The sequence below is a fragment of the Polaromonas sp. P1_H6 genome (assembly GCF_056405195.1).
Genome location: NZ_JBFUCN010000020.1, coordinates 25,096 through 51,768, shown reverse-complemented (window position 1 = coordinate 51,768; position 26,673 = coordinate 25,096). Strand labels below are relative to the sequence as shown.

Below are 26,673 nucleotides of genomic sequence, written 5' to 3'. Positions count from 1 at the left end.
TTGGGATCAACTTCATGGCCTGGCTCCCACCGTGCGCGCCGGCGGCTCGGAGGCCCCCAGCGTGTTCCAGACCAGGGTGCATTCCGCCTTGATCGCCGCGCCGTTGGCACGGTTCATCTCGCAGCGCTCCACGCTGACCCGGCCCAGCCGCGAGGCCGCGAGGTCTTCCAGCACACGCAGCATGTCTTCCTCGTGCACCAGCGTCATGCTCAGGCGCATGTGTGTGGCGAACAGTTCGATGCGTCGCGAGCCTCCAGCGGCGGCGGGCGGGGCCGGCATGGCAGGGGCGGCGGTATTGGCTGTGGCCGGCTGCATCGACTGGGCTTCAATGGCGTACTGCAGCTTGAGGCCCGGCCAGCGTCTTTCCATGCCGCGCAGGCGTTCTATCCATTCGAGCCTTTTTTCTTCGCCGTAAAGGCCTTGCGACTGCAGGTTTTGCAGCAGCGGCAAGAGACGCTCGATGTCAGCCCTTTCGCGGCCGCTGTTGAGAAAGCGCTGGCTGCTGGTTTGTTCGGCCTTCAACTGGCGTTCCAGCCTGCCGGCCATGTCGGCGCGCCACCAATGGAATCCGCCCGCCAGCAGCAAACCGGCCGCCGCCATGGCGCTGGCTTGCCGGGCGGCGTGCCGCAATGGTGCGGGCCAGGTTCCAGGATGCCAGGCCTGGCGTGAGGTTATTTGTTCCATACTTTTACCTCGAAGCCCAGTTCGGTCTTGTCCTGCTGGCCTGAGCCGCTGATGCTGGCGCTGCTTTGCAGGTCCAGGGGAGCCTTGATGACTTCCGCCGACAAGCCCGCCGAGACCAGGCTGGCGGTGAAGCGTGTCATCGCATCGCGCGCGCCGCGCAGGTCGTCGGGCTGCAGGCCTTGCACCGCGCCGCGTACCTGCAGCGTGGGCGGGGCCGTGGGCCCAGAGGCGCCTCGCTCCCAGAGCAACTGGTCCAGCTGGAGTTCAGGGTGTTTCTCCAATACGCCACCTGCCGCGGCGAGCAGGATGCGCGGGCCGGCCGCGCTTGCCGCGAGGGTTTTGGCCTTTTGTTCCAGCGCGACCAGTTCGTCCGCTTTTAATGCGGATGCGGGAAAGGTTGCCGCTTCGCGCTGGTAGCGGGCATCGAAATTTCGGGTGCTGGCGGTCGCTTCGTTCAACCGGTCGGCCAGCGGCCACAACGACACGGCCAGGCCGGCCGTATACAGCAGGCACGCGCCGCAGAGGCCGTAGCCCGCCAGTCGCGTGTTGCGCGCGGTGCGCGCCACCCAGTCGCTGTGCAGCAGCGCGGCCGGCGCCAATTGCCCCGGCGGCGCGCCGCGGGCCAGCGCATGCACAAACAGCAGCCGGGACAATTCTGGCGAATCGGCCCAGGCCGGCGGCAGCTTGAGAGCCCTGGCAAGCACATCGGCCTGCAGCAGGTGGTACATATTGTTTGCCGCGTCCAGGCCGGCGGCGGCCTGGCTGTCCACCCCCCGGGGACATATGCTCACGACGTGCAGCGGGGCTTTGTCGCGCACGAGGATGCCGTTTTCGAGCAGGTAATCCTTCAGGCGCGAGGTTTCCTCGCGCACCGCGGCCAGCCAGCCCGCGCCCACGGCATCGGTGCGCAGGGCCAGGCGTGAGAAGCAGGGGCGGCCGTCGATCACCACGCATTGCCGCAGCCCCGACGGATGCGATGTGACCAGCACCACAGCCCCGCGGCGAGGGACGCTGAGCCGGCGCAGCAGTGGCGCCGCCAGCATGACCGGGGCATAGATGCCGCCCAGGCGGGCCTGCGCGCCTTCCAGCGCCTCCAGCCAGGGCATTACGCGGCCGGCATTGCCCAGGCTGTAGCCCAACACGCGCAGCTTGCCGGGACGGGATCGGCTTGGCCCCTGCAAAGAAACCCAGCGAAAGGGCGACTCCATCGCAAAACGCTGGTGCATGCGCGCCAGCCAGGCCTTGCGCGCCGCGCCGCGAAGTGGCGGCATCACGTCGCCCCAGAATTCTTCCTCGGCATAGTCGGCGAGTACCAGCCAGCGGCAACCGGGATCGCGGCTCGCGTGCTCGGTCAGCGCCTGCGGCTGCGTCCATCCCTGTTGCGGGCCGAACTCCTCCACCAGGCCGTGGCCCGCGACGGCGTAGACGCGCGGCTGCTCTCCCTCCAGGTGCAGCACGCGCAACGGCGCGGGAACGAATTCAGAATTTGGCATTGGTGATCACCGAGTCGTACAAGGGCCCCAGCGTGCAGAAGATCACGGCGCCCAGCATGAGGCCCAGCACGACGGTGAGCACCGGCTGCAGCGTCGCCTGCAGGTTTTCCACGGATTCGCGCGCCTGCCGGGTGTAGAAGTAGCTGACGTTTTCGAGCGCCGCGTCAAGGGAGCCAGTGGCCTCGCCGACGCGCAGCATGCTGACCACCATGGGCGGAAACATGGTCATGCCGGAGAACGCGGCGCTCAGGCCCCGGCCCTGGACGATGCTGCCATGCGCAACCGCCACGGCCTGCGCCACGGCGCGGTTGCCGACCGCGATCTCCACCACCTTGAGCGCCTCCACCACCGTGATGCCGGCCGCGTAGAGCAGCGCCAGGACATAAGCAAAACGCGCGAGTGCGATCTGGCGCAGCACCGGCCCCACGATGGGCAGCTTGAGCTTGATGCCGTCGACCACGCCGCGCATAGGCCCGGGGATGCGCGCCAGCGTCGGCAGCAGCACCACCAGAGAAACCAGGCCCGCCACGATCTTGCCCACATGAGCCTCGACGACTTCCGATATCTTGATCATGAGCACCGTCTGCCAGGGCAACTCGATGCGCATGACCTTGAGCAGGCTGGCGACCTGGGGCACCAGGTAGCTCATGAGGAACAGCGTGACGCCGGTGATGATGACCAGCGCGGCGCAAGGGTAGATCAGTGCCTTGCGCGTCTGCGAGGCGATTTCATGCTGCCATTTGAGGGTCTCGGTGAGTTTGGCGAAGACCTCGGGCAGCTGGCCGCTGCTCTCGCCGGCGCGCACCAGGCTCACATACACCTCATCGAAGGCCAGGGGATGTGCCGCCATGGCTTGCGAGAGTGTCTTGCCCGAGCTCAGGCCCTCCGCCAGCCCGCTGATGACCTGGCGCAGCGCCGGGTTGCCTTCGGCGCTTTCCATGTCGCGTAGCGCTTCCATGAGCGGCACGCCGGCACGCAGCATCATGGTCGCCTGGAAGCTGAAGTTGACGAGGTCCAGCAGGCGGATGCGGGCGCGCATGAGGCGAAATGAGCCGCCCTGCGCGCGCGCCTTGACCAGCAGCAAGCCCGATTGCTCGAGCTGCGCGGCCAGGGCGCCGGCGTCGGCCGCTGTGGTCTGGCCGTTGAGGCGGGCGCCGTCGGCGGCCAGTGCGGTCCATTTGTATCGCGGCATGGCGGCTTTCTTCCCTGTAGTCCGTCAATGCGCCGCGAGGTTGACCACGCGGCTGACTTCTTCCACCGTGGTCTGGCCGGCCAGCACGTAGCGGATCGCGTCGTCGCGCAGCGAGGTAAAACCTTCCGCGCGGGCATGGCGCGCCAGTTCGATGTGGCTGGCGTGCTTGGCCACCAGGTGGTCCAGCGTTTCGTCGAAACACAACACTTCCATCAGCAGCACCCGGCCCAGGAAACCGCGCTGGCTGCAATGGGCACAGCCCACGGCCTGGTACAGCGGGTGCTCGTCCTCGGCCAGTTCGAGCAGGATTTTTTCCTGCGCGGTGGGCACACGGCGCAGCTTGCAGTGCGTGCACAGGCGGCGGGCCAGGCGCTGGCCTATCACCCCGGTCATATTGCCCGCGAGGATTTCGGCCGACACGCCGATGTCGCGCAAGCGCTGCACCGCGCCCAGGGCGGAGTTGGTGTGCAGCGTGGCGAACACCTGGTGGCCCGTCATGGCGGCGCGGAAAGCCATTTCGGCGGTTTCCGAGTCGCGGATTTCACCGACCAGGATCACATCCGGGTCCTGGCGCATCAGGGCGCGTACCCCTTCGGCAAAACCGATTTTGTCCGTCACCTGGGTCTGGCGTATCAGCGGCAAGGGGTATTCGATCGGGTCTTCCAGCGTCATGACGTTCACCGCTTCGGTGCTGATCTCGGCCAGCATGGAATACAGCGTGGTGGTCTTGCCGCTGCCGGTGGGGCCGGTGACCAGCACAATGCCCTCGGGCCGGTTCATCAGCGAATGCAGCCTGTCCATGGTGGTCTGCGTCAGTTGCAGCCGCTCCAGCGGGACAATGCTGCGGCGCCGGTCCAGCAGGCGCAGCACGATGTTTTCACCGTGGGCGGTGGGCAGGCAGGCGGCGCGAAAGTCGATCTGGCTGGCGCCTATGACCATGCCAAAGCGGCCGTCCTGCGCGGCGCGGCTTTCGGCGATGTTCATGCCGGCCATGACCTTGAGTTTGACCGCCAGGGCCGGCCACATCGAGGCATGCAGCAGGTGCGCCTGGATCAGCACGCCGTCGACGCGTATGCGCACGCGCAACAGGTGTTCCTCGGGCTCGAAGTGGATGTCGGAGGCGAGGCTGTCGTAGGCGTTGTGAACAATGGCTTCAATGAGCTTGTCCACGGCCGGCTCTTTGCCGCCGGCGGCAAGCAGGGCGTCCACACTGGGCCGGTCGCCGTAGACGCGGTCGATCTCGCGCACCAGGTCACCGGGTGCCGCCAGTGCCAGGCGAACGCGGGGCACGCCCTTGGCGCGCAGGTGCGCGCCGATCTGGTCCAGCGCCACCAGGTCGTCAGCCTCGTCGACGGCCAGCAACAGCTCGCCCTCGGCCGTCATCTCTACCGGCAGGACGCCGTGTTTGCGCGCCAGCGGTGCGGCCAGCAATTGCAGCAGTGTCGGATCGGTGCGATGGGTGACCAGATCAACCTCGGGTAGCTTGTGCAATTGCGCGCGCAGGGCGCGCAACTCCAGTTCACCCACAAAGCCCAGGCTGGCCAGCTGCGCATGCAGGCTGCCGCCGCGCAGGCGTTTTTCGGCCAGGGCGATGGCCAGCTGGGAGGAGGTGAGCCGCCGCTGCTGGAGCAGGGCTTCGGCCAGCTCTCGCTCGGCCTTTCGCATGGCCATCGGCTGGTCTTGCGGATGGGAGGTGGGTGCCATGGACATGTGCGGCCGATCAGGTCAGGAGGCCGGCGCGGCCAGAGCGCGCAGGCGGTTGCGCACCATTTCCTGATTGAAGGCGGCCGACTGGCGGAAGGAGAGGTTCAGGGCTTTGACGTAGGCCCGCATCGCTTCAGGTCCCTGCCCCAGCCGGTCCAGCGACAGGGCCAGGTTGTAAAGGTAGTCGGGCTGGCCGGGCTCCAGCGCCGCCGCACGCTCAAAGGACAGGCGCGCCTCGCCCCAGCGGCCCTGTTCGGCATGGATCACGCCCAGGGCGAAATGCAGGGGTGCGTTGCGTTCGCTGCGCTCGGCCAGTTGCTTGAAGCGCGCGGCCGCATCGCCGGGAATGCCGCCGCCCACGAGGTACTGCGCGGCCAGCGCCTCGGCATCGCGGGGATAAAGCTCCAGCAGGCGGCGCAGCGCGGCCTGGGCGCCCTGGTGGTCTTCCAGTCCTTCCATGGACCAGGCCATGCCTATCAACGCGTCGCGCAGGGCGCCGTCGCGCTTCAAGGCCTGCTCGTAGGCGCCGCGCGCCTCGCCGTAGCGCCCGGCCTGCAGGGCTTCATAGCCGCGCTTGACGTCGGCGTCCACGGTGGGCGCGGGCTTGCGGCGGCTGATGCGGATGTCCGGCTCGCGCGATGCGGCCGCGGCCTGGGCAGCCGCTACTGACGGGTGGGCACCCGGCTTGGCTTGGCCCCAGGCCAGGGTGGCGGCGCATAGCAAAAAGGGCAGGAGTTTGAGGGAGGGCTTCATGGGCTCTTATCGGGTTGAGGGGCTGGCGGATCGAGCTGGTGGAGGCTCAATCGGCTTTCGGCCCAGGGCTTCCGGCGCCGCATCCTTGAAGAAGCTGGAGGTGGGCAACAAGGGTTTGAAAGCCTTGTAGTCGCCGTTCAGCGAGGCATCGCCCACCACCACGGGCCGCAAAAACACCACCAGCTCGGTCTTGCTGCGCGTCTGCTGTTTCTGCTTGAAGGCCTCGCCCAGCAGAGGGATACGGCTGACCCCCGGCACCGCGTCCTCGCCGTCGTTGCTTGCGTCCTGCATCAGGCCGCCCAGCACGGCGATTTCGCCGCTTTGCACGCGCAGCACGGACTCCAGTTCGCGCGACTGCACCACGGGAATGCGGTTGACGATGGGTGGGGTGGCTCCCAGCAGCGCGGGGTTGGGATCGATGATTTCGCGCACCACGCGGGTAATGGTGGGCCGCACGTTGAGCGTGACTTCGCCGCTCTCGGCCACCTGGGGTGTCACGGTCATCACAAAACCCACGGGTACCGAATTGATGTTGGAGGTGTAGCTGTCGGGAGAGGTCTGCACCAGCTGGCCGGCGGAACTGAGGGTACGCGTGCCCGGGGTGAAGGTGACGGTGACGTAGACATAGTTGTCCACCACTTTGAGCGCGGCCGTCTGGTTGTTCAGCACGGACACTTTGGGGCTGGACAACACCCGTGCCTGGCCGAAGGATTCGAGCAGCGTGAGGATGCCGCTCCAGTCGCCGCTGCCGCTGGTGTAGCTCATGCGCAGCAGCGAGGCATCCTGCGAACCGGAGAACGAACCCGTGCCGGAAGGCAGCATCTGGAAGCTCAGGCCGCGCAGCAGCCCGCCCTGCACGACTTTTTGCCAGTTGACGCCCTGCTGGGACGCATTGGACAGCGTGACTTCGACAATGGTGGCCTCAATCAGTACCTGGCGCCGCGCGCTGGCGCTGATGCGGTCCAGGAATTGCCGGAACTGGTCATGGCCGCGCGAGGTGGTGTAAACCGACAACTGGCCGGTTTCGCGATTGACCACGATGTTGTTGGTGCTGGAACTGGAGTTGGCTGCGGAGGCGCTTCCGGAAGTACCCGACGAAGCGCTTGAACCGCTACCGCATTCGACCTTGTCCACGGTATCTTTTGCTCCGAGCACTTGCTTGAGGACGTCGGAGGTTTCGCTGTTTGCTGGTCGAGTCGTGACGGCACCGGTGCCGGAAACACTTGGCGGTGCGGCGCGAGTGAGCTCCATCGCGATGCGCAGCCGCTCGTCCCGGTCCCGTTCCCGGTCCTGCTTCTGGGCCAGATCGTCTTTTTGCTTGAATTCGAGATTGGCCGCGCCGACGATCAGGCAGGCGTTGTTGATCAGCGTGTCCCAGAACTGGTTGTCGGCGGCATTGCTGATGCTGGCATTCGACGAGCCCGCCGTGCTGCCGGTGAGCTGAGAGGACACGGAAGTCTGGCTGGACGACTGCCGTTTCAGGTTGACATAGTCGACCGCGTAGTGGGCGAGGTAAGGTGTGTCGCGCTGCAGCCGCACCGTGTTGCCGCTCATCTCATAACGCAAATCGGCCTGTTGCGCGATGCGCTCGAAGAGCTGCGGCAAGGTCTGGTCGGTCGCATTGAGCGTGATCTGGCCGGCCACCGAAGGGGCGATGTCCACGTTGAGCCGGTTGTCGCGCGCCAGTGCGAACAGCAGGGTTTTGACCGGCACCTCGCTGACCACCACGCTGAACAATTCCTGCTGCGCCTGCGGTTGCGGCGCCGCCGGCAGTGCCGGCAGGCGCACCGGCCGAAGTGCACCGGGTGGCGCAGGTGGCTTCGCCGGCTCAACAACGCCTATGTGCTGCGTGCTGGGAGGCGGTGGGGGCACCGCGCAGCCGGCCAGCAACGCCAATGCAACAGCATAAGCTGGTGTGTGAGTGACTGTCATGGCGAAGCCTTCCCGATCCTTAGAACAGCCAGGCGGCCAAGCAGTTTTCCTGGGCGGGGTTGGCCCAACTGACTGCCGCCGGAGGGCTGAACAGGTTAGGGGCACACGTCACGGCAGTCGCCGAGCCTATGCCCACGGCAACGCGCAGCTGGCCGGTGGCAGGCAGTCCGTCGTCGGCTTTGCGATCCACTTCAGCGAGCACCTGGGAGGGGGTGCCGCTTCCTGTGTAGAGCACGAATTGGTTGATGCCCGTTGCGGACGGGTCATACCAGGACAGGCCGGCGCTGTTGCTCATGGCGTTGCCCGCAGTCAAGTAGTTGCCATACACATTCACTGGACTGTTGTTGATGCTTGGCGCGCCGGCGGCTGCCACGGTCATGCAGGCGCCACAGGAGATAAAGCCCGCAGCCGTGAGGTTCTGGAAAAACAGTATGGATTCGTTGCCCATGGCAACCTGTCCGTCACCGCTATTGGGAGAACCTACCGCGCCGTTCCCAACGATCGCCGCCTGGCCGCCGTTAGGGGCCGTCGTCAGATCACCCGGCAGCATGCGGTAGCGGTCCATAAAAGCGATGTGGGCCGTTTGAATGGCTGACTTCTGGTCGATGATGTTGCGCACGCGTGCCGACTGGATCAGCTCCTGGCCGCGCAAGATGCCGCCTATCAGCAGGCCGACGATCATCAGCACGATGGCGATTTCGACGAGGGTGAAGCCGCCTTGGCGTTGGGGTGTGATGGGTTGTTTCATGATGCTGGGGTCCTCGGATAAGTGATCTGATGGTCAGGGATGAACCTGAAAGTGCGGGCTTCCCGGTGTTTGATTTAGAACAGCCAGCTCGCCATGCAGTTGGCCTGGCTGGGGTTGGCCCAGCCGCCTGTCGCTGGGGTCGCGATCATGGTTGGGGCGCAAGTCGCGGCGGGTGATCCGCGCGGAGCGCCCTCGGCACTCCGAAGTTGGCCAGTGCCAGGGAGCCCGTCATCGGCTTTGCGATCCACCTCCGCCAGCACTTGTGACGGGATGGATGCCCCGGTGTCCACGACAAATCGGTTGATGGCTGGGTTGGAGGGATCAAACCAGGACGCGCCGGTGGTGCTGCTATTCGCATTGCCTGTGCCAAGGAAATCACCATACACGTTGAGCGGACTGTTAGAAGTGTTTGCGGCGGGGCCCACCCCGCCGACCAGTGCCACCGTCATGCAAGCCCCACATGAAATAAAGCCTGCGGCAGTGAGGTTCTGAAAGAACAAAGTGGATTCGGTCCCGAAAGCGATTTGCCCATCGCCACCCGTTGCAGATGCCAGCACTCCGTTTCCGACGACCAGGACCTGAGCTGCCGTCAAATCCCCGGGCAGCATACGGTAGCGATCCAGAAAGCCGATGTAGGCCGTCTGAATCGCTGATTTCTGGTCGACGATGTTGCGCACGCGCGCCGACTGGATCAGTTCCTGGCCGCGCAGGATGCCGCCTATCAGCAGGCCGACAATCATCAGCACGATGGCGATTTCGACGAGGGTGAAGCCGCGTTGACGCTGAGATGCAAGGTGGTGTTTCATGATGCTGGACTCCTTGGGTAGGCTATGAAGACAAAAAGGTTGACGTGAAAATGCAGCTCTTGCGGTGGGGTCAGAACAACCAACCGCCCATGCAATTGGATTGGCTGGGATTGGCCCAGGTAGCCGTGGTTGCCGTAGCTGTGGCTAAACCAGGAGTGCATAACGCGAGTCCGGCCCCGCCGCCAAAGGCGCCACGCAGTTGGCCGGTGCCGGGCAGTCCGTCATCGGCTTTGCGGTCCACTTCCGCCAGCACTTGCGAAGGAATGGAGGCCCCCGTGTACAAGGCCAGACGGTTGATGTTGGCGACCGCATCAAACCAGTTACCACCAGTGTTGCTGCTCAGCAAGTTCCCTATCACAAGAAGCTCTCCATAGACATTGACCGGACTGTTGCCGATCACTGGCAAGGGGCCGGTTCCACCGCCGCCAGCAAGTGTCACCGTCATGCAGGCACCGCACGAAATAAAACCCGCGGCCGTGAGGTTTTGGAATAACAACGTGGATTCGGTGTCAAACGCGATTTGCCCGTTACCACCTGCCCCAGACCACAGCACGCCGTTTCCGACGGTCGTGGCTTGGGTCGCCGTCAAGTCACCTGGCAGCATGCGGTAGCGGTCCATAAACCCGATGTAAGCCGTCTGGATGCCAGACTTCTGGTCGATGATGTTGCGCACGCGCGCCGACTGGATCAGTTCCTGGCCGCGCAGGATGCCGCCTATCAGCAGGCCGACGATCATCAGCACAATGGCGATTTCGACGAGGGTGAAGCCGCGTTGGCGGCGTGAAGGCAATGGACGTTTCATGATGCTTGGCTCCTGTGGATGTTTGCGATGACGAGGGGACTGACGGGAAAGCAAAAGCGGTGATCGGGCCCGGACGATGACCGCGCCGGTCGAACGTTTGAGATGGACGCTACGGATGCGCAGTTCATGCCGTGCGTACTCCATAAGCCGTGGCCATGCGCAATGCGTCGTCGACGGCGCTGCTGGCGGTGGATACGGGCAGTTTGTGAGCGGCTGGCGGCGCTGCTTGCGTTGTGGGCGCAATGGGGGGCTCTTGCGGTTGGGCCTGGAGCACCGCGGACTGGTAGAGCGGATTGCCGGGGTCCAGTTCATGGCCTAGAACCAGAACACGGTCCCAGAGTTCTCCTTTTTCGCCGGTCAGCTCGCGCAAGAGGTGTATGCGCTGCGCGAAGCCGGCGCTGTCGCCCCTGGTGTACAGCACGCGCGCCAGCAGGAACCAGGCCTCGTGGCTGCGCGGGTTTTGGCGGAGCTGGGTGTCCAGCAGCTGTTGCGCGTCGGCCAGGTGGCCGAGGGCCAGCAGGGCGCGGGCTTCGTCCAACTGGGATGTATCTGCCGGCGCCGGCGCTTTCCGTTGCTGCATGTAGTCACCGTAGGCGCGTTCGGCTTCGGCCGGGGTGAGTTCGAAGACGGAGCCCGCGGCGCCTACGCTGTCGGTGAACTGGGGGCGGCGCCGGGCGCGCCTGAAACGCAGGGCCCCGAAGATGGACAGTGGCACAGCTAACCCCGCAAGCACCCAAAGCCAGATGGATGCATGGCCGTCACGGCGGGTGGGCTGCATGGGCGGCAGGCTTGCGGCTTTGGGCGCCGACACCACAGCTGATGGAACGGGTGCGGTTGCCGTGGCGGATGCCGGGGTTTCCGGCAGAGGCGCCGGCGGCGCAGCGGCCGCGGCCTGGTCGGCCAGATCGCGAATTTGCCGCGCGTTGTGCTCCAGCTCCTGCATGCGCGCCTGCTGGTCGGCCTCGCGGCGCTGTTGCGCGATGCGGTCAGCCTGATCCGATTTGGCCTTGGCGAGCCGCAGGCGGTCTTGCGCCGGCCTGGCAGCGGGTGCGGAGCGGCGCGTTGAAACCACTCCCGCATGCTCGCTTTTTTTGACGGCTGGGCGCGCTGCTTCAGTCCGCATGCCCGGTATCGCCCTTGGCTTGACTGTCGGTGCGGGTTTGACGCTTTCGGCGAGGGGCTCCGGGGCTTCTGTTTGCGTTTGCGCTGCGGTGGGGAGTTCCGCAACCTCGGCCATCACTACCGGGGCGGGAGAAGAAAACTGAGGGGCGGGCTGCCTGGAATTGCTCGCGTCATCCAGCAGCAATACATAAGGCTGCTGTGAGCTGCCCGTGGGCCATGAAAATTCCAGTACCAGCTCAAGCAGCTGCGTCTGCGCCGCTTGGGGGGCCTGCAGGAGTAGCGCGGCGCGCCGGCGTAAGCCTTGCACTTGCAACAAGGAGACTTGCGCATTGCCCAGCCATGCCGGGTAGGCGATGCCGTTCTCGCGGAATGCCTGCTCGGAGGCGAGCTTCACCTGCAGGCCGGGCTGGATCTCGGATGCCAGCTCAATCTCCACGCGTAGCGGCTGCGCCGGGCCGGAAAGCAGCGTGGCGTCGCCGAGGTTGACCGCGCCGCAAGGCAAGGCGCAACCCATCAGCGCGAAAAGCGTCATGCGGATGAGCAGGCGGGAGCGATGCTTGAATTGGCCACTGGCACGCGGGCCGGGTGCGATGTGAAGAACGTGGTTTGCGAATCGTCCGGCTTCGCGCGGGAGGCCTGCCGTGCGCAGCATGGTGGCGTGAGAGGCCTCCATTGTGCTGGGCGCGGCGTGCTTGCAATTCATGTTGTTGCAGGGGGAAATCAGTAAGGAGTCGTAATAGTTGCGATACGGAATGTTGTGAAGCTTAATGAGCGCATCCCTCGAAGAAGTGAGAGATCGTCTTTGTACGGACAATCTTTGTGTGATGTTTTTACTTCTTTGGTTTTATGTCGATGAGCCTTGTGATGCGTCGAAAAGACGCATTACCCGCAGGTGTCGGCTTGCGCGGCAACGAAAAGGATGCTTGGGGAAAAAGAGGGCGTGTCTTGCGGGCACGCGCGTGGCGAAGCCGGCATTGCCGGTCACCTCAGCTGGGAGGTGCAGGCAAGTGTGGAATGCGCGAGGCTTGTCCGCTCCCGGGCGAAGCAAGCCCCGCCGGGTTTGGGACTCAGGAGAGGCCGCTCAGGCGGGCTTGAGCAGGTGCAGCGCGGCCTTGGCGATGCTTTGCGCATCGACGCTGAAAAACTCCCGCAGCGCGGCGCGTGTGTCGCTGCGGCCGAAGCCGTCGGTGCCCAGCGTCAGGTAGCGCCGGCCTTCGGGCAGGAAGGCGCGGATGCTTTCGGGAACGGCGCGCACGTAATCTGTGGCGGCGATGATGGGGCCGGTGCTGGCCTTCAACTTCTGCGCGACGAAGGTCTCAGCGTGCGCTTCGCCGCTGAGAGCCGCTTGCTGGTTGGCCGCGCCGTCGCGCGCGAGTTCGCTCCAGCTGGTCACGCTGTACACCGTGGCGGCGATGCCCTGCTGCGCGAGCTGTTGCGCGGCCTTGATGACTTCGGTAAGGATGGCGCCCGAGCCCATCAGCGTCACTTCGCCGGCGGCCTTCTTGCCGGCGGGCAGGAAACTGTCGAAGCGATAGCAGCCGCGGATGATGTCGGCTTCGGCGCCGGGTCGCAAGTCGGGCTGGGCGTAGTTCTCGTTCATCAGCGTGACGTAATAAAACACGTCTTTTTGCTCGACCATCATTTCCCGCATGCCGCGGTCCAGGATCACGGCGAGTTCGCCGGCGAAGGCCGGGTCATAGGCTTTGCAGTTGGGGATGGTGGCGGCGATCAGGTGGCTGCTGCCGTCCTGGTGCTGCAGGCCTTCACCGCCCAGGGTGGTGCGGCCTGAGGTGGCGCCCAGCAGGAAGCCGCGTGCGCGCTGGTCGGCGGCGGCCCAGATCTGGTCGCCCACGCGCTGGAAGCCGAACATGGAGTAATAGATATAGAAGGGCAGCATGGCCAGGCCGTGCACGCTGTAGCTGGTGGCGGCGGCCGTCCAGCTGGCGAGCGCGCCGGCTTCGCTGATGCCTTCCTCCAGGATCTGGCCGTCCAGCGCCTCGCGATAACTCAGCACCGAGCCTATGTCTTCGGGTGCGTAGCGCTGGCCCACGCTGGAATAGATGCCGACCTGCTTGAACAGGTTGGCCATGCCGAAGGTGCGTGCCTCGTCGGCGACGATGGGCACGATCTTCGGACCGAGCGCTGAATCTTTGAGCAGGCCGCCCAGCATGCGCACAAAGGCCATGGTGGTGCTCATCTCCTTGCCGTCGGCGGCCAGCGCGAACTGGGCGTAGGAGGGCAAGGCCGGGATGTCCACGATGTTTGCCGCGGTTTCGCGGCGCGGCAGGTAGCCGCCCAGCGCCGCGCGCCTGGCGTGCATGTACTGCATCTCGGCGCTGTCGGCGGCGGGTTTGTAGAAGGCCAGGTTTCTGGCCTGCTCGTCACTGAGGGGCAGGTTGAAGCGGTTGCGGAATTCGATGAGGTCTTCGCCGTCAAACTTTTTTTGCGAGTGCGTGGTCATGCGGCCCTGGCCGGCGCTGCCCATGCCGTAGCCTTTTTTGGTGTGCGCCAGGATCACGGTGGGCTGGCCCTGGTGATTCGCGGCCGCGGCGTAGGCGGCGTGGATTTTCACGAGGTCGTGGCCGCCGCGTTTGAGGCGGTCTATCTGCTCGTCGGTCATGCCCTGGGCCAGGCGCGCGAGTTCGGCGTTCTGGCCGAAGAAGTTGTCGCGGTTGAAGCGCCCGTCTTTTGCTGCGAAGGTCTGCATCTGGCCGTCCACTGTTTGCGCGAAGGCCTGGGTCAGCGCGCCGGTCAGGTCGCGCGCGAACAGGCCGTCCCAGTCGCTCCCCCAGACCAGCTTGATGACGTTCCAGCCGGCGCCGGCAAACAGCTTTTCGAGCTCGTCGATGATGCGGCCGTTGCCGCGCACCGGGCCGTCCAAGCGCTGCAGGTTGCAGTTGACGACCCAGACCATGTTGTCCAGGCCCTCGCGCGCGGCCAGGGTCAGCGCGCTCATGGATTCGGGCTCGTCCATCTCGCCGTCGCCGAAGACGCCCCAGACCTTGCGGCCGGTGCAGTCGAGCAGGCGCCGGTGCGTGAGGTAGCGCATGAAGCGCGCGTGGTAGATCGAGCTGATGGGGCCTATGCCCATAGAGCCGGTGGGGAACTGCCAGAAGTCCGGCATCAAATAGGGGTGCGGGTAGCTGCACAGGCCTTGCGCACCCTGGCCGGGCGCGCTGAGTTCCTGGCGGTAAAAGCCCAGGTCTTTTTCGCTGAGGCGGCCTTCGAGATAGGCTCGTGCATAGACGCCGGGCGCGCTGTGCGGCTGGAAGAACACCAGGTCGCCGCGGTGCTGGCCTTCCCCCACACCTTCACGCGCGCGGAAGAAGTGGTTGAAACCGGTTTCAAACAGGTCGGCTGCGCTGGCGTAACTGGCGATGTGGCCGCCGAGTTCGGCGGAGCCGCCGGTTTCGGCCTGGTTGGCGCGCACCACCATGGCCAGCGCGTTCCAGCGCATCAGCGAAGCCAGGCGCTCTTCCATCGCGAGGTCGCCGGGGAACACGGGCTGCTCGTCCACGGCGATGGTATTCATATAAGGCGTGGCCAGCTCGGGCTGCCAGCCTATGCGCTGCTTGCGGGCGACGCGGCTCAGTTCGCCCAGCATGTGCCGCGCGCGGGCGGGGCCGTGGGTCAGGGCCAGCGCCTCAAAGGCTTCACGCCATTCGGCGGTTTCCTGTGGGTCCGGGTCGGCGGGCGTTGCGGCCTGCATCAGCAAATGGTGGGGGGTGGAATCGTTCATGGCAGAAACGACTGTACGCAGCTTTTCCCGGAAGGTGTAGCCTCAATATCGGGGTTTCAGGCGATTCAGAGGCATAAAATGCCGTAGAAATGGATTTTTACAGATGATGCAGCTTGACGCCCTTGATTTGAAAATCCTCGATGAATTGCAGCGCGACGGCTCGCTGTCCAACGTGGAGCTGTCGCGGCGTGTGCACCTGAGCCCCTCGCCTTGCCTGGCCCGCGTCAAGGCACTGGAGGCGGGTGGTGTGATTGATCGTTATGTGGCGATCGCCAATGCCGCGGCGCTGGGTTTGGGCCTCAATGTCTTTATCTCCATCAGCCTGCGCACGCAAAGCAAGGAGTCGTTGGCCGACTTTGAGCGGCGCATCGCCGAGCACGACCAGGTGATGGAGTGTTATTTGATGTCGGGCGACAGCGATTACCTGATCCGCGTGGCGGTGGCCGACATAGGCGCACTGGAGAAATTCATCCTCGAGCAGCTGTCGCCGATCTCGGGGATTGAAAAAATCCGCTCGAGTTTTGCGCTCAAGCAGGTTCGGTACAAGACAGCCTTGCCGTTGCCCAAACGTTGACCGGGCTTTCAGCGTGAGCCGCGCTCGCCCGCCAGCGAGGGATGCGAGGTTTCAATCGCATTGATCTTGGCCAGCAGGTCCTCACGCCGGTTGGCGCCTTCGGCCGCAGCGCTGCCGGGCTCCAGCGGCGAATCGACAAACTGCACCGGCCGTTTGGTGCCGGAGGCCATGTGGTGCAGGCGTACCTTGAGTGAATCGGTCACATCCGCGGCGGTTTGATCGCGAGGCGTGTCGTGCCATATGGCGATGTGCAGGCTGAAGGCGCCCGCATCGGCGAATTTTTCGGAGGCGCGTATGCAGTCCGCCAGGATTTTGGTGGAAACCTCCGACAGGACGGCGCGGCTGACGGGCCCTTCGACCAGCACCAGGAAATGGTTTTCGTCACAGCGCGCCACGGTGTCCACGTCACGCGCGGCACGGCGAAGAATCTCACCGATGCGTGACAGTGCGGCGCCGCGCTTTTGGTCGCCCACCTCGTCATGGCTGGGGGCCTGGTTGAGCCAGTGCAGCATCAGCGCGCCGCAGGCCAGCTTCTGCCGGCGGCCGCGCAGCAGCATGGCCGGCAGCCTGGCTTCGATGATGCGCGGCAGCATCAAGCCGCTGGCGGCGTCATAGGTTGCGAGGGTGGCGCCGCGGTGGTTGGAGAACAGCGCCGCCCGGCTGCGCCATGCCAGCACCCCGAAAACCCAGAGCAGGCCGACCATGGCCGACAGCACGCCCGCGGCCTGCGCCGATTCCACATTCAGCACCCAGCCCGCGTTGTAGGAAAGCCGCGCCAGCGCGGCCAGGCCGATAGGCGCGGCACCGAGCAGCAACAGGAGGTTCCAGGCCTGGCCGCGCAGGGATATCCAGACCAGGCTTGCCAGTATCGCCATGGTGGCCAGCGCCAGCCACAGGTTGCGCAGGTCGCGCGGCACGAAGTCCAGGCGGACCATCATCACGCAGGCCATGAGCAGGCTGCCCGCCGTGACGGCGGCCAGCATCCGGTACAGGCGCGGATGACCGTCCCGGGCATAGCTGGCCTGGGCGCAGAACCAGGCGGCCGCAGCCATGGTCACCGTGGCCGAAACCCAGCCCATGACCTGGTTCAGGTGCACGCTGTAGGGCCAGATGCGCCAGCCGCCATAGCCGATCAGCACCAGCTGCGTGAACATCAGTGTCACCACCACGGCGCCGAACGACAGGAAAACCCTGCTGCGCGACAGGCTGAACGCGGCCAGGCACAGCAGGGCCAGCACGCTGAACATGCCCCACATCAGCCCTATCACCACGCCGACCCGCGAGGCGCCGTCTATGTATTCGATGGGGGTGAGCAGCATGGGCCGTTCGGTGATGGGCCGGCGGTGCTCGAAACGCAGGTAATAGACCTGCGGCTGGTCGGCGCGCGATTGCAGTTCGAAGCTCGGGACGCGGGTGCGCAAGGCCCAGTAGGCCGGGGCGATCGCCTCGCCCGCGGCGTGGACCTGCCAGCCGCCTTGCGGGTCGCGCGCATAAAGGCTGACCTTGAAGACCGCCTGGGCGGGCAGCCGGACGTACCAGGTCTGCAGGTTCTCGGTGACCGGCAAGGCGAAGCTGGCCCAGACTTCCTGCTTGTCCGAGGTCGGCAGGATGGTGTCGTCGGTATAGGGCTGGAAGACGCGTTTTTCGGCGCCGGATTCCGCGCTGCTGAAGGCGTCGGGCGAGGTGACGGAGTCCTTGGGTACGGCGACCCATTGCAGCGGCTGGGCCAACGTGATCTGGGGGCTGTTTTCATACAGGCGGTCAAACACCTGCGCATGGCTGGCGCCAAAAATGGCGCAGAGCAGCATGAAGAGGAGGCCACGCAGGCTTGCTTTGAAGGACATGGGCATAGCTTATGGCAAAAGAGCGGCGTGACCACAACCGACGGCTGGCCGATTCGGGCAATTTATACCGTGAACAGCTGTTTAAACCGGAAATCAGCGTCGTCCCGAAAATTTCCTTGAGGGGCAGCCCTCCGCCTTCTGTAATGAGGGCGTCACACGAGTTGCACACCATCCGCTTTTCATCAACAGTGGATTGCACATGCCTTTTTCCCGTTTTTCCGCGACGCGGCGCCCTGCCTTCAGCGCTCCCGTCAAAGCCCTCTTCTTGGCGCTGGCCGCTGCCGCGCTGGTGTCGCCGCTGCAAGCCCAGACGGCTTTCCCGGCCACGCTGGCCGGCCATGCCGTGATGCCCGCCAGATCCTTTGTCGCCGCGCCCAAGGATGCGCCGCAGGACCTGCAGGTCAGCGGGAAGTTCACCAATGGCCAGCGCACCGAAGCGCTGGGCACGGTGGAGGGCATGTCGGCCGGCCGGCCCACCGGTGTCTCGCTGCCTTTCAAGGGCCAGCCGCTGCAAGGCCATTCGGGTATCAAGAAGATGGCCGACGGCACCTTCTGGATCCTCACCGACAACGGCTTCGGCGCCAAGGCGAACTCACCCGATGCCATGCTCTACCTGAACCACTACAAAGTGGACTTCAAGGCCGGCAGCATGACGAGGCTGGAAACCGTTTTCCTGCATGACCCGGACAAAAAAGTGCCGTTTCGCATCGTCCACGAAGGCACCAAGAAACGCTACCTGACGGGCAGCGACTTCGACACCGAAAGCTTCCAGTTCGCCGGCGGCGCGCTGTGGATTGGCGACGAGTTCGGCCCCTTCCTGATCAAGGCCGACCTCAAGGGCAAGGTGCTGGCGGTGTTCGAGACCCTGGTGGACGGCAAGGTGGTGCGTTCGCCCGACCATCCCGCCGTCACCACACCTGGCGCGCCCGGCGGCGCGGTCGACTTCCAGATCAAGCGTTCCAAGGGCTTCGAAGGCATGGCGTCGTCAAAGGACGGCAGCAAGCTGTACGCTCTGCTCGAAGGCCCGGTGTGGAATGCCGAGGCGAAAGACTATGAACGTGTGGCCGGCAAGGAAGCTTTGCGCGTGCTGGAGTTCGACGTGCAGGCCGGCAAGTGGAGCGGCCGTTCATGGATGTACCCGCTGGAGGCCAACGGCAACGCCATCGGCGACTTCAACATGATCGACGGCACCACGGGCCTGATCATCGAGCGCGACAACGGCGAAGGCACGGCCGACAAGGCCTGCCCCGAAGGCCAGAAGCGCGCCGACTGCTTCCACGACATCGCGAAATTCAAGCGCATCTACAAGATCGAGATGACGGACGCCAACGTGGGCGGGCCGGTGCGCAAGGTCGGCTACATCGACCTGCTCAACATCGCCGACCCGCAAAAGCTGGCGCGCAAGCCGCTGAACGAGGGCGTGCTCAAATTCCCCTTCTTCACGATTGAAAACGTGGACGTGGTGGACGCGACGCACATCGTGGTCGGCAATGACAACAATTTGCCGTTTTCCAGCAGCCGTGAGCCGAACAAGGCCGACGACAATGAGTTGGTCCTGCTTGAAGTCGGCGAGCTTTTGAACGCTAAATAAGCCGGCGAAGCATCAACGCCTAAAAAGCTACGGGCGTCAGTCGCTATCCATGGGATAGTTTCTGACGCCCGTTTTGCGTCTGGGTAGGACGAGGTGAATCGCTTACATCTTGGACTGGAACACCAGCCCGGCGTGCTCACGCAGCGCATGGAACTTGATCTTGGGCCATTGCTGCTCCACGGCGCGCAGGGTGGCGCTGTGGTCCACCAGCAGGGTGGGCGCGTCTACGGCATCCAGCGCCACGCGGTGGGCGTTGGCGTCCATGAATTTCTTCAGCTCGTTGGCGTCGTCGCTGGTGACCCAGCGCGCCAGGTTGAAGTTGCTGCCCATGATGCGGGCCTTGACGCCGTATTCATGTTCCAGGCGGTGAGCGACCACTTCAAATTGCAACTGGCCGACCGCACCCAGCAGCAGCAATGAGCCGGCGATGGGCCGGAACACCTGGATCGCGCCTTCTTCGCCGAGCTGCGTGAGGCCGGCGCGCAGCTGCTTGCTGCGCAGCGGGTCGGCCACCTCGACGGCGCGGAACATTTCGGGCGCGAAGAAGGGCAGGCCGGTGAATTGGAGCGCCTCGCCTTCGGTCAGCGTGTCGCCGAGCTGCAGCACGCCGTGGTTGGGGATGCCGATGATGTCGCCGGCAAAGGCGGTGTCCAGCAGTTCGCGGCGTTGGCTCATGAAGCTCACCACGGTGTTGGGCCGCAGTTCCTTGCCGCTGCGCACCACCTTCAGGCGCATGCCGCGCGTGAACTCGCCGCTGGCCACGCGCAGGAAGGCGATGCGGTCGCGGTGGGCCGGGTCCATATTGGCCTGGATCTTGAACACCACGCCAGAGAATTTTTTCTCCTCGGGGTGCACCACGCGCTGGATGGCTTCGCGCTCGGCGGGCGCGGGCGCCAGGTCGACCAGCGCATCCAGCACTTCCTGCACGCCGAAGTTGTTGATGGCGGAACCGAAGAACATGGGCGTCTGCTTGCCGGCCAGGAATTCGGCGCGGTTGAACTCGGGCGTGGCACCGGCCACCAGTTCGATCTCGCCCTGGGCCTGCGTGTATTCGGCACCGAAACGTTTGGCGGCTTCGGCGTTGTCCAGGCCGGCCAGGATTTCGTCGTCGCCGCCGGCTTTTTCCTCGCCGGGGCTGAAGACCCGCATGCGGTCTTCGCGCCTGTCGTAGACGCCATGGAACAGCTTGCCCATGCCGACCGGCCAGGTGAAGGGAATGACCGTCATGCCGAGTTCGCGTTCGATCTCGTCCATCACGCTCATCGGGTCCTGCACTTCCCGGTCCATCTTGTTGACGAAGGTCAGGATGGGCGTGTTGCGCGCACGGCAGACCTGCAAGAGGCGCCGTGTCTGCGGCTCGACACCGTTGGCCGCGTCGATCACCATCAGCGCCGCGTCCACGGCGGTCAGCACGCGGTAGGTGTCCTCCGAGAAATCCTGGTGGCCGGGGGTGTCCAGCAGGTTGATAACGCAGTCGCGGTATTCCATCTGCATGACCGAGCTGGCCACCGAGATGCCGCGCTGCTTTTCGATCTCCATCCAGTCGGAGGTGGCATGGCGCGCGGCCTTGCGGGCCTTGACGCTGCCGGCGATCTGGATCGCGCCCGAGAACAGCAGCAGCTTTTCGGTCAGCGTGGTTTTACCCGCGTCGGGGTGGGAGATGATGGCAAACGTGCGGCGGCGTTTGACCTGCTTTTCGATTTCGGTGGAAGCTTGGGTTTCGGACATAACCCACGATTATCGGTGACGGCGCCTATTGAGGCACCGGACCGGGCTGACGGGCAAATCGTGGCTGTTTCACGCCGTCGATGACCACATCTTCATTGAACATGGCGGCGGGCCTTACCCACAGGCCTTTTTCACCGTAGAGCGCGCGGTACAGCGTCATGGGCTCCAGGCTTTCGCTGTGGCGCACGGTGCCGACCACCTCGTAGAGCATGCCTTTGTAGTGGCGGTACAGGCCGGGCGGAGTTTCGATCAGGGGCGGCAGTGCATCTTCGAGGGTTTCGGGCATGTCAGTCGGGGGCTATGAAGGGTATTAAAAAAGGGTGTGGCAAGACCGGAGTGGGACAATGGAGGCTATGCATCCTAAAGCCTTACTCGACAGTTGTTCCGAGCTTCTCAAGCAGGTCCTTAAATTTGATCATCCCGCCGACATGGTGGTGTCGCGCTATTTCCGCGACTACCGCCTCGGCCCGCGCGAGCGCGCCACCGTGGCCGAAACGGTTTACGGCGTGCTGCGCAAGAAAAACCTCTACACCTACCTGGCCCAGCACGGCAGCGGCGCGCCGGAACGGCGGCTGGCCATCCTCGGCTTTGCGGCCGACCGCGACTTCCTGCTGGGCGCGCTGACCGACCAGGAGAAAGACTGGCTGGCGCGCTGCGACCAGGTCAAGCCGGCCGACCTGATGGAATTGCACCGCCACAACCTGCCGCAGTGGCTGGTAGAGCCGCTCAAGGAGCAACTGGGCGACGATTTCTGGCCGCTGGTGGAAAGCCTCAATGCCCCTGCCGGGCTGGACTTGCGCGTCAACACGCTGAAGGACAAGCGCGCCGAAATCCAGAAAGAGCTCTCGAAAGCGGCGATCAAAACCGTCGCCACACCGTATTCGCCCTGGGGCCTGCGCATCGACGGCAAGCCCCAGCTGGCCAAGCTGGACGCTTTCACCCGCGGCGCCATCGAGGTGCAGGACGAAGGTTCGCAACTGCTGGCTCTGCTGGTGGACGCCAAGCGCGGGGAGATGGTGGTTGATTTTTGCGCCGGCGCCGGCGGCAAGACGCTGGCCCTGGGCGCATCCATGCGCAACACCGGGCGGCTGTATGCCTTTGACACCTCCGGTCACAGGCTGGATGCGCTCAAGCCCCGGCTGGCGCGCAGCGGGCTGTCCAATGTGCACCCGGTGGCCATTGCCCATGAACGCGACGACCGTATCAAGCGCCTGGCCGGCAAGATAGACCGCGTGCTGGTCGACGCGCCGTGCTCGGGCCTGGGCACCTTGCGGCGCAACCCCGACCTCAAATGGCGGCAAAACCCCAAGGCGATTGAAGAGCTCAGGGCCAAACAAACCGCGATTTTGCAGAGCGCCGCGCGGCTTTTAAAGCCCGGTGGCCGGTTGGTTTATGCCACCTGCAGCGTTTTGCGCGAAGAAAACGAGGCGATTGCCGAAGCCTTCAGCGCGGCCAATACGGGGTTCAACGTCCTTGAAACCGGGCCTTTATTGACCCATCTGGGGGTGGAACATGCGGAAAAACTGTGCCGCGGCCCCTACCTTCGCCTCTGGCCCTACTTGCACAAGACTGACGGGTTTTTCGCGGCGGTTTGGCAAAAGTCCTGATATTTTTGCCAGCAAATGACGACAGATAGGCTGATGTTACATATTCATTCGTGACTTTTCGCACCGATTTGACCGTCGGCCCTATGCCTCAAGTGACTTGGTATTTATGGGGGTTCACCTTACAATAGAGCCTCGTCTGGTGCAGCGCCCGGAGACAAATTTGGATGGCGCTGGCGCAGCTTGTTTAAAGGACTTTTATGATTTTGTTTGATGCCGCCCTCGACTGGCTGGCAAATGGATTGCTCGCCGCCAGCTGGTGGCAGATCGTGCTGTACGCCCTGGTGACCACCCACATCACCATCGCCAGCGTGACGATTTACCTGCACCGCCATCAAGCGCACCGCGCCATGGACCTGCACGCGATTCCCTCGCATTTCTTCCGCTTCTGGCTTTGGCTGGGCACGGGCCAGGTGACCAAGGAATGGGTGTCCATTCACCGCAAGCACCACGCCAAGTGCGAAACGCTGGAAGATCCGCACAGCCCCCAGGCGCACGGTATCAAGAAGGTGTTCTGGGAAGGCGCCGAACTGTATCGCGCCGAAAGCAAGAACAAGGAAACCATGACCAAGTACGGCCATGGCACGCCGAACGACTGGATGGAGCGCAATGTCTATTCCCGCTACAGCTGGCAGGGCGTTGGCCTGATGATGATCATCGACCTGGCCTTCTTCGGCGTAGCCGGTTTGGCGGTCTGGGCCGTGCAGATGGCCTGGATTCCCGTGACGGCGGCCGGCATCATCAACGGCATCGGCCACTACTGGGGTTATCGCAACTTTGAGGCGCCCGACGCCAGCACCAATATTTCGCCCTGGGGCATCATGATTGGCGGCGAAGAGTTGCACAACAACCACCACACCTACCCGACCTCGGCCAAGTTCTCGGTCAAGCCCTACGAATTCGACATCGGCTGGATCTACATCCGCGCCCTGGAAAAGGTCGGCCTGGCTTCCGTGAAGAAGGTTCCGCCCAAGCTCCAGCTGGGTTCCATCCAGCCCGTGGCTGACGAAAAAACGCTGGAAGCGCTGATCGCCCACCGCTACGAAGTGATGGCCGGTTTTGCACGCGAACTGCGCCGTGCCGGCAAGGCCGAGATCGAAGTGCTGAAGGCGAAAAAAGCCGACGTCTCCGTGCTGCGCGCGGCCAATCGCTGGCTGCACCGCGACGACGACAAGGTGCCCGCGGCCGCCAAGCCGCAGTTGGCCCAAGCCCGTGCCGAGCACCCCGTGCTCGACAAGATGGTCACCATGCGCGAAGAGCTGCGCCAGATGTGGATGAGCACCTCTGCCTCCCGCGAGCAGCTTGCAACCGACTTGCAAGCTTGGTGCCATCGTGCGGAAGAGAGCGGCATTGCCGCCCTGCGTGAGTTTTCGATGAAGCTGCGCGCCGCCCGCGCCTGACCTGGCGTTGCATACCGGCCTGGTTTCAGGTCGATACCTCTTAAAAACCGCTCCGGAGGAATCCGAGAGCGGTTTTTTATTGTTCGGCTCAAAGTACGAACTCCGTGATCGAGCGCCTCAAGATTTGATAATGGGCAGGGTCGCTACCAGCGTACTGTTCAGAGCGTCCGAGATTAGTCATCTTCTGCACACGGAAGAGAACTTTCATGCGAATTGCGCTGAAGCCTGACCTCCACACACCTGCAACTCAAAACGGGCGATTGGGTCGATGTTCCGCAACGTAAATGGCCGTCTGGCAGGCGACTTCACCTCAACTTCATATAGCTCATCAAGACCTCACAGACGCGTATCAGACTGCACCTGTCGAAAGTCGAGTGCATCAATCTGATGCTTCATTTCGAAGAAAGGCCGGTCTGTGAGTTCAATCCGTAGCGTCGCTACTCTTCCGCCACACACACGAATTTTCGGTCCGGTAACGACAAGAAAGACTGTCCGGCTTCTAAAACTGTATCTGCTGCTCATTACGGGCGGCTCGGCTTTGCTGCTTTTCGCGCATCACGATGCCTTGCAGATTTTCGGCTTGGGGTTGATGGTGCCGGGCGGTGGATTTCTGGCGCATGCTGATATTTGCACAGGCAGTGGCATAGGTCATTTAGCCGTCTGGTTGTGTTCGGTGGGTGCCTTGGCGTTTGCGCTATTGGTCTGGTTTGGCACGGGCAATGTATTGCTGCCTCCGTTGGTATGGCTCGGTTCGGCGTTTTGGGCCGCGAGCATGAACCATGGTGCAATTCAGCCAGGCGTGGTCCTTAATGTGTACTACGTGCTCGCGCTGTCTGCTGCGGCGGGCTGCCTGTTGATGCTGGGCTGGTTCATGTTTTCAGGCCGGCAAAGGCGCATCGATAACGATTACCTGGTCCGGCAAACGGCTCGATTGGACACGATCTTCACAGCCCAACCATCAAGACAAAAACCAGAAATGTCGTTGGCGCATCTGCAGCGTGTGAGGTTCGCCCTCGATAGAGCTCTGCAACCTTTCGATGAGTTTTCGGGATTCGAGCAACGCGATCAATTTCAGACGGCGGCGCTTCGGTATCAAGTCAACTTTCTGGCTTATGGCATTGCCTTGACGCAGGCACGCTTCACGCCTGCGTTGGGCGGATACATGAGCGACGCGCAAAGCAAGCTACTGAACAAGCAGTCTCAGCACCGCGCGTGGGCCTACTGGTCGCTGGAAAATCTATGGGGAAACTTGCGGTGGAACCCCGACCCTACCGCCCGTGAAAACATCATGTACACGGGCTTCGTGGCGCTGCAGATGGCCCTGTTCCAGGCCAGCACAGGAAGTCAGGAATTTTCAAAAAAAGGTTCCTTTACGCTGGTGCACCCGAACGGAAAACGCTACGAACACAGTTTCGAGTCTTTGCTGTCCAGGTTGGAAAAAGAATACGAACGTTCACCCTTTTATCTGATGGCCTGCGAGCCCAACTGGGTCTATCCCCTGTGCAACACAATGGGAGCCGCGGCACTGCGTGCCCACGATGCGCAGTACGGTCAGATGAAATGGGCCGGTCACGCGCCGGAGTTTCGCCGGCATCTGGATGCGGAGTTTCTGGATGGCATGGGTCGCTACGTGCCATGTCGTTCCACGTATACGGGATTGGCCTTACCCGCCATTGGTGGCGCGATGCCTCTGGCGATGCCCTGCTACTTTTTGAATGCGCTGGAACCTGACTTGGCGCGTCGCCAATGGCTGTTGTTGAGACGTCAGCTGTTCGATAGACATGAGCGGCTTCGACGCAGTGAATTCTGGCCCATCGACACGGGAAACTATGGTTTCTCAAGAGGCAGTGCCTACGCAGCGACGGCCTTGGCGGCGATGGAGTTGGGCGATGAGTGTGTGTATCAAAACTGCATGGATGCCTTGGAGCACGAGTGTCCAACGACTCTCAGTCATGGGGTCGCCCACAGAAATAAAGCCTCGGTATGGGCGCACGGTGTCGAGCTGATGGCGCATTCCGGAGGGCGCGACAGTTTTCGAAACTTGATCAGTAACCCACCTTCATCAAAAGGTCCCAGGTTGGAGCCCCTGTCCTATCCCGATGTGCTGGTTGCAGCCGCGCACTCCGATGATGTAAGCAGCTCTTTGCAAGCGGTGCTATACGGCGGAGCCGGCGATGGCATTAAAAACTTGGGTGTGTCGGGCCTGCGTCCGTTAGCACCCTATCGGGTTGCAGGTGCATGCCTGACGCAGGTTCTGGCTGACAACATGGGAAAGGTGTGCTTGCAGATTCCGCTTGCCGGGCGCACCTGTTTGACGCTGGAGCCGGCCGGCGCACTGTGATGGCTTGCTGTATTTTGATGGCCACGGTATGGGGCTGCTTGTATGGGTTGCACGCTATACGGGCGTGCACTGCTCGACGTTCATGTGTTGCCCAGGCTTGGCGGCTGGTCAATAAGAAGGATGAGAAATGAAAGAAGTCCCTCGTGCCTGCGCTCCGCAGCGATTCGCTCTGGTCGCACGCCTCAAGAGCTTTGGTTATGCCTTCGAGGGGATAGCTTTGATGCTTAAAACACAGCACAACGCATGGCTGCATCTAATCGCCACAATGCTGGTGACGGGATTGGCCGCTTGGTGCCGAGTGAACGCCGGCGATTGGCGCTGGCTGATTGGCGCGATGACCATGGTTTGGATGGCAGAGGCCATGAACACAGCAGTGGAGTCGCTCTGCGATGTTGTGTCGCCACACTATTCATTGGCAGTCAAATGCGCAAAGGATCTTGCCGCCGGCGGCGTGTTAATTGCGGCTTGTGCAGCAGCGGCAACCGGTGTCATAACCTTCTGGCCCTATTTGGATGCCCGGTGATTGCGCTGTGGCGCTGTGCGTGATGTGCCGCCTTTGTGGCAGGGCTTACATCACAGACAGGGCTTATGTGGGTCAGATTTCGACAGGATTCAA

At 63.6% G+C, this 26,673-nt stretch carries 20 protein-coding genes; 6 read left to right on the top strand and 14 right to left on the bottom strand.

From position 1 onward, the window contains the following. Positions 1–12: 12 nt before the first annotated feature. The 11 genes from AC1D1F_RS17720 to mdeB all read right to left on the bottom strand — a co-directional run bounded on the left by AC1D1F_RS17720 (position 13) and on the right by mdeB (position 14,975). On the bottom strand, positions 13–684 hold the full coding sequence (locus tag AC1D1F_RS17720; protein ID WP_477676021.1) for a hypothetical protein: 672 nt from the start codon (positions 682–684) through the stop codon (positions 13–15). Beyond that, positions 672–2,177 carry a hypothetical protein gene (locus tag AC1D1F_RS17715; protein WP_477676020.1) on the bottom strand — a complete coding sequence of 502 codons (1,506 nt, stop codon included), beginning with the start codon at positions 2,175–2,177 and terminating at the stop codon, positions 672–674. The genes AC1D1F_RS17720 and AC1D1F_RS17715 overlap by 13 nt, the downstream gene beginning before the upstream one ends. Further along, positions 2,164–3,369 carry a type II secretion system F family protein gene (locus AC1D1F_RS17710; RefSeq protein ID WP_477696506.1) on the bottom strand — a complete coding sequence of 402 codons (1,206 nt, stop codon included), beginning with the start codon at positions 3,367–3,369 and terminating at the stop codon, positions 2,164–2,166. Before AC1D1F_RS17710 ends, AC1D1F_RS17715 begins: the two co-directional genes overlap by 14 nt. Before the next feature lie 24 nt (positions 3,370–3,393). Next, entirely contained in the window at positions 3,394–5,079 is a 1,686-nt protein-coding gene (locus AC1D1F_RS17705) for a GspE/PulE family protein (RefSeq protein WP_477676018.1), read from the bottom strand. Between the two features lie 15 nt (positions 5,080–5,094). Beyond that, a complete protein-coding gene (locus AC1D1F_RS17700) occupies positions 5,095–5,826 on the bottom strand; it encodes a tetratricopeptide repeat protein (RefSeq protein WP_477676017.1) in 732 nt (243 codons plus the stop codon). A 6-nt stretch (positions 5,827–5,832) separates the two neighbouring features. Beyond that, a complete protein-coding gene (locus tag AC1D1F_RS17695; RefSeq protein WP_477676016.1) occupies positions 5,833–7,758 on the bottom strand; it encodes a type II secretion system protein GspD in 1,926 nt (641 codons plus the stop codon). Positions 7,759–7,777: 19 nt separating this feature from the next. Then, the gene (locus AC1D1F_RS17690) at positions 7,778–8,506 is read right to left on the bottom strand and encodes a type II secretion system protein (RefSeq protein ID WP_477676015.1); all 729 of its coding nucleotides are present in this window, start codon (positions 8,504–8,506) and stop codon (positions 7,778–7,780) included. 74 nt (positions 8,507–8,580) lie between these two features. Next, positions 8,581–9,312, bottom strand: coding sequence for a type II secretion system protein (locus AC1D1F_RS17685; RefSeq protein WP_477676014.1), 732 nt, complete (start codon positions 9,310–9,312; stop codon positions 8,581–8,583). Between the two features lie 70 nt (positions 9,313–9,382). Further along, complete coding sequence (locus AC1D1F_RS17680) at positions 9,383–10,114, bottom strand: type II secretion system protein (RefSeq protein ID WP_477696505.1); 732 nt, start codon at positions 10,112–10,114, stop codon at positions 9,383–9,385. Between the two features lie 124 nt (positions 10,115–10,238). Beyond that, a complete protein-coding gene (locus tag AC1D1F_RS17675) occupies positions 10,239–11,768 on the bottom strand; it encodes a type IV pilus assembly protein FimV (protein WP_477696504.1) in 1,530 nt (509 codons plus the stop codon). 549 nt (positions 11,769–12,317) lie between these two features. Further along, positions 12,318–14,975: an alpha-ketoglutarate dehydrogenase gene (gene mdeB, locus AC1D1F_RS17670; RefSeq protein WP_477696503.1), complete on the bottom strand. Its 2,658-nt coding sequence runs from the start codon at positions 14,973–14,975 to the stop codon at positions 12,318–12,320. A gap of 106 nt (positions 14,976–15,081) precedes the next feature. Between mdeB and AC1D1F_RS17665 the strand changes: the two genes are divergently transcribed. Further along, positions 15,082–15,549, top strand: coding sequence for an Lrp/AsnC family transcriptional regulator (locus AC1D1F_RS17665; protein WP_436155369.1), 468 nt, complete (start codon positions 15,082–15,084; stop codon positions 15,547–15,549). Positions 15,550–15,557: 8 nt separating this feature from the next. On the opposite strand, the gene AC1D1F_RS17660 is transcribed toward AC1D1F_RS17665, so the two are convergent. Next, entirely contained in the window at positions 15,558–17,393 is a 1,836-nt protein-coding gene (locus AC1D1F_RS17660) for a 7TM diverse intracellular signaling domain-containing protein (RefSeq protein ID WP_477696502.1), read from the bottom strand. 199 nt (positions 17,394–17,592) lie between these two features. On the opposite strand from AC1D1F_RS17660, the gene AC1D1F_RS17655 reads away from it, so the two are divergent. Continuing rightward, the gene (locus tag AC1D1F_RS17655) at positions 17,593–18,984 is read left to right on the top strand and encodes an esterase-like activity of phytase family protein (protein WP_477678512.1); all 1,392 of its coding nucleotides are present in this window, start codon (positions 17,593–17,595) and stop codon (positions 18,982–18,984) included. A gap of 102 nt (positions 18,985–19,086) precedes the next feature. On the opposite strand, the gene AC1D1F_RS17650 is transcribed toward AC1D1F_RS17655, so the two are convergent. Together AC1D1F_RS17650 and AC1D1F_RS17645 are read right to left on the bottom strand one after the other, a co-directional pair. Further along, complete coding sequence (locus AC1D1F_RS17650) at positions 19,087–20,712, bottom strand: peptide chain release factor 3 (RefSeq protein ID WP_477696501.1); 1,626 nt, start codon at positions 20,710–20,712, stop codon at positions 19,087–19,089. Positions 20,713–20,737: 25 nt separating this feature from the next. Continuing rightward, a complete protein-coding gene (locus AC1D1F_RS17645; RefSeq protein WP_477678725.1) occupies positions 20,738–20,998 on the bottom strand; it encodes a DUF1653 domain-containing protein in 261 nt (86 codons plus the stop codon). A 67-nt stretch (positions 20,999–21,065) separates the two neighbouring features. On the opposite strand from AC1D1F_RS17645, the gene AC1D1F_RS17640 reads away from it, so the two are divergent. The 4 genes from AC1D1F_RS17640 to AC1D1F_RS17625 all read left to right on the top strand — a co-directional run bounded on the left by AC1D1F_RS17640 (position 21,066) and on the right by AC1D1F_RS17625 (position 26,580). Beyond that, on the top strand, positions 21,066–22,319 hold the full coding sequence (locus AC1D1F_RS17640) for an RsmB/NOP family class I SAM-dependent RNA methyltransferase (protein ID WP_477678726.1): 1,254 nt from the start codon (positions 21,066–21,068) through the stop codon (positions 22,317–22,319). Between the two features lie 197 nt (positions 22,320–22,516). Continuing rightward, positions 22,517–23,716, top strand: a complete 1,200-nt coding sequence (locus AC1D1F_RS17635) for a DesA family fatty acid desaturase (RefSeq protein WP_477678727.1) — start codon at positions 22,517–22,519, stop codon at positions 23,714–23,716. A gap of 415 nt (positions 23,717–24,131) precedes the next feature. Then, positions 24,132–26,057: a linalool dehydratase/isomerase domain-containing protein gene (locus tag AC1D1F_RS17630; protein WP_477696499.1), complete on the top strand. Its 1,926-nt coding sequence runs from the start codon at positions 24,132–24,134 to the stop codon at positions 26,055–26,057. 127 nt (positions 26,058–26,184) lie between these two features. Next, positions 26,185–26,580: a diacylglycerol kinase family protein gene (locus AC1D1F_RS17625; RefSeq protein ID WP_477679246.1), complete on the top strand. Its 396-nt coding sequence runs from the start codon at positions 26,185–26,187 to the stop codon at positions 26,578–26,580. Positions 26,581–26,673: the final 93 nt, after the last annotated feature.

Excerpts from the sequence above, each read along its gene's own strand:
- AC1D1F_RS17720 (WP_477676021.1), bottom strand. The coding sequence starts at position 684 with ATGGAACAAATAACCTCACGCCAGGCCTGGCATCCTGGAACCTGGCCC.
- AC1D1F_RS17715 (WP_477676020.1), bottom strand. The coding sequence starts at position 2,177 with ATGCCAAATTCTGAATTCGTTCCCGCGCCGTTGCGCGTGCTGCACCTG.
- AC1D1F_RS17710 (WP_477696506.1), bottom strand. The coding sequence starts at position 3,369 with ATGCCGCGATACAAATGGACCGCACTGGCCGCCGACGGCGCCCGCCTC.
- AC1D1F_RS17705 (WP_477676018.1), bottom strand. The coding sequence starts at position 5,079 with ATGTCCATGGCACCCACCTCCCATCCGCAAGACCAGCCGATGGCCATG.
- AC1D1F_RS17700 (WP_477676017.1), bottom strand. The coding sequence starts at position 5,826 with ATGAAGCCCTCCCTCAAACTCCTGCCCTTTTTGCTATGCGCCGCCACC.
- AC1D1F_RS17695 (WP_477676016.1), bottom strand. The coding sequence starts at position 7,758 with ATGACAGTCACTCACACACCAGCTTATGCTGTTGCATTGGCGTTGCTG.
- AC1D1F_RS17690 (WP_477676015.1), bottom strand. The coding sequence starts at position 8,506 with ATGAAACAACCCATCACACCCCAACGCCAAGGCGGCTTCACCCTCGTC.
- AC1D1F_RS17685 (WP_477676014.1), bottom strand. The coding sequence starts at position 9,312 with ATGAAACACCACCTTGCATCTCAGCGTCAACGCGGCTTCACCCTCGTC.
- AC1D1F_RS17680 (WP_477696505.1), bottom strand. The coding sequence starts at position 10,114 with ATGAAACGTCCATTGCCTTCACGCCGCCAACGCGGCTTCACCCTCGTC.
- AC1D1F_RS17675 (WP_477696504.1), bottom strand. The coding sequence starts at position 11,768 with ATGACGCTTTTCGCGCTGATGGGTTGCGCCTTGCCTTGCGGCGCGGTC.
- mdeB (WP_477696503.1), bottom strand. The coding sequence starts at position 14,975 with ATGAACGATTCCACCCCCCACCATTTGCTGATGCAGGCCGCAACGCCC.
- AC1D1F_RS17665 (WP_436155369.1), top strand. The coding sequence starts at position 15,082 with ATGCAGCTTGACGCCCTTGATTTGAAAATCCTCGATGAATTGCAGCGC.
- AC1D1F_RS17660 (WP_477696502.1), bottom strand. The coding sequence starts at position 17,393 with ATGTCCTTCAAAGCAAGCCTGCGTGGCCTCCTCTTCATGCTGCTCTGC.
- AC1D1F_RS17655 (WP_477678512.1), top strand. The coding sequence starts at position 17,593 with ATGCCTTTTTCCCGTTTTTCCGCGACGCGGCGCCCTGCCTTCAGCGCT.
- AC1D1F_RS17650 (WP_477696501.1), bottom strand. The coding sequence starts at position 20,712 with ATGTCCGAAACCCAAGCTTCCACCGAAATCGAAAAGCAGGTCAAACGC.
- AC1D1F_RS17645 (WP_477678725.1), bottom strand. The coding sequence starts at position 20,998 with ATGCCCGAAACCCTCGAAGATGCACTGCCGCCCCTGATCGAAACTCCG.
- AC1D1F_RS17640 (WP_477678726.1), top strand. The coding sequence starts at position 21,066 with ATGCATCCTAAAGCCTTACTCGACAGTTGTTCCGAGCTTCTCAAGCAG.
- AC1D1F_RS17635 (WP_477678727.1), top strand. The coding sequence starts at position 22,517 with ATGATTTTGTTTGATGCCGCCCTCGACTGGCTGGCAAATGGATTGCTC.
- AC1D1F_RS17625 (WP_477679246.1), top strand. The coding sequence starts at position 26,185 with ATGAAAGAAGTCCCTCGTGCCTGCGCTCCGCAGCGATTCGCTCTGGTC.